The sequence below is a fragment of the Cryobacterium cheniae genome (assembly GCF_004403395.1).
In the GTDB taxonomy this organism is placed as follows: Bacteria; Actinomycetota; Actinomycetes; order Actinomycetales; family Microbacteriaceae; genus Cryobacterium; species Cryobacterium cheniae.
In genome coordinates, this window is sequence record NZ_SOGN01000021.1 from 1 (window position 1) to 2,578 (window position 2,578).

The window sequence follows — 2,578 nt, forward strand, 5'->3', positions numbered from 1 at the left end:
CCCGAACTTGCGGGGTTGGGTGTGTACGAGTTCGGTTGGTCGGATCCCGACGCCGCGGGCGCATCCGCTCGCCGTGGGATTTCGCCGCAGGTGGTGACTGACATCTCGAACCTGAAGAGTGAGCCTGAGTGGATGCTGCAGCGTCGGTTGAAGGCTTTGGAGTTGTTCGAGCGGAAGCCGATGCCGACGTGGGGTGCGGATTTGTCGGGCATCGATTTCGACAACATCAAGTATTTCGTGCGGTCGACGGAGAAGCAGGCCCAGACCTGGGAGGACCTGCCCGAGGACATCAAGAACACGTACGAGAAGCTCGGCATCCCGGAGGCGGAGCGTCAGCGCCTGGTGTCCGGGGTTGCCGCCCAGTACGAGTCCGAGGTGGTGTATCACCAGATCAATGAGGAGTTGGCGGCGCAGGGCGTGATCTTCATGGACACGGACACGGCGTTGAAGGAGCACCCGGAGTTCTTCGAGGAGTATTTCGGCAGTGTCATTCCGTCGGGGGATAACAAGTTCGCGGCGCTGAACACGTCGGTGTGGTCGGGTGGGTCGTTCGTGTATGTGCCGCCGGGGGTGCATGTGGAGATTCCGTTGCAGGCGTATTTCCGGATCAATACGGAGAATATGGGGCAGTTCGAGCGGACCTTGATCATCGCCGATGAGGGCAGTTATGTGCATTACATCGAGGGCTGCACGGCGCCGATCTATTCGTCGGATTCGTTGCATTCCGCGGTGGTGGAGATCATTGTGAAGAAGAATGCGCGGGTGCGGTATACGACGATCCAGAACTGGTCGACGAATGTGTACAACCTGGTCACGAAGCGGGCCACGGCGGCTGAGGGCGCCACGATGGAGTGGATCGACGGCAATATCGGGTCGAAGGTGACGATGAAGTACCCGTCGATTTATTTGATGGGGGAGCATGCCAAGGGGGAGACCCTGTCGGTGGCGTTCGCCGGTCCGGGTCAGCATCAGGATGCGGGCGCGAAGATGATCCATATGGCGCCGTATACGCAGTCCTCGATTGTGTCGAAGTCGATTGCGCGCGGTGGTGGCCGGTCGGGTTATCGCGGTGAGGTGCGGGTGGATGCCACGGCGCACCACTCGGCGAACACGGTGCGTTGTGACGCCCTGCTGGTGGATACCGTGTCGCGGTCGGACACGTATCCGGCGATTGATATCCGGGTGGATGATGTGCAGTTGGGTCATGAGGCCACGGTGTCGCGGGTCAGTGAGGAGCAGTTGTTCTACCTGATGAGCCGGGGGATGCCGGAGGACGAGGCGATGGCGATGATCGTGCGCGGTTTCATTGAACCGATCGCGCGGGAGCTGCCGATGGAGTACGCGCTGGAACTGAACAAGCTCATTGAGATGGGTATGGAAGGGTCGGTCGGTTAGATGTCCGCGACTGCAGAACTCAATACCGCCATGCCCACTGCGGAGCAGCACGGTGTCACAGCGCACTCGGATGGCCGTTTCGGTTTTGTGCCGGTGCAGACCCGGTCGGACCGGTTCAAGAGCGTGGACGTGGCCGATTTCGGGCCGGTCACGGGTCGGGAGGCGGTCTGGAAGCTCTCGCCGGTGAAGAAGTTCATCGACCTGACCGGTGGGGTGCTCGACGGGTCCGGGTACCCGGTCGAGTCGACCGCGGTCGCCGGTGTCGACGTTGCCTGGGTGGACCGCACCGACCCGCGGATCGGTTCTGCCGGGGCGCCCGAGGAGCGCGCGTCGGCGAATGCGTGGTCGAGTTTCGAGAAGGCCCTCGCGATCACGATCAGCGGCGAGGAGGCCAAGGAGGTCACGGTCACCCGGGCCGCACTCGGGTCCGGGCCGCGCGGTGCACACACGATCATCGAGGCCAGGCCGTTCAGTCGGGCGATCCTGATCCTGGAGAACACGGGCGAGGCCCGGTTGACCGAGAACGTCGAGATCATCTTGGGCGAGTCCGCGAACCTGACCGTGGTGAGCCTGCAGGAATGGGGCGACACGGCCGTGCACCTCACGAACCATTTCGCGACCATCGGCCGTGACGCGCGCTTGAAGCACGTCGTCGTGAGCCTCGGCGGCAGCATCGTCCGGGTGAACCCGTCGGTGCGGTTGGCCGGGCCCGGGTCGGACACCGAGCTCCTCGGCCTGTACTTCGCCGACGCCGGCCAGCACCTCGAGCAGCAGGTGTTCGTGCACCATGCCGCGCCCAACAGTCGCAGCCGGGTCACGTACAAGGGTGCGTTGCAGGGCCAGGGTGCCCGCACCGTCTGGATCGGCGACGTGCTCATCGGGCGGAACGCGCCGGGGACCGACAGCTACGAACAGAACCGTAACCTGGTCCTCACCGAGGGCACCCGGGCGGACTCGATCCCGAACCTCGAGATCGAGACCGGTGACATCACCGGTGCCGGACACGCGAGCGCGACCGGCCGCTTCGACGACGAGCAACTGTTCTACCTGCAGTCCCGCGGCATCACCGAAGACGAAGCCCGCCGCCTCGTCGTGCGCGGCTTCCTCAGCGAAATCGTGCAACAGATCGGCTCCCCCCTTCTCGAAGACCGCCTCCAGGCCGCCATCGAAGCAGAACTGACCG

General features: G+C 63.9%; 2 protein-coding genes. Both read left to right on the forward strand.

Annotated elements, in window-relative coordinates; genetic code table 11:
* Nucleotides 1-1,395, forward strand: a 1,395-nt coding sequence (gene sufB, locus E3T23_RS03615) for a Fe-S cluster assembly protein SufB (RefSeq protein WP_134369051.1), incomplete at its 5' end; no start/stop codon positions are given.
* Nucleotides 1,396-2,578: Fe-S cluster assembly protein SufD (gene sufD, locus E3T23_RS03620; RefSeq protein ID WP_420898299.1), on the forward strand; the 1,183-nt coding region annotated here is incomplete at its 3' end. It lies immediately after the preceding gene.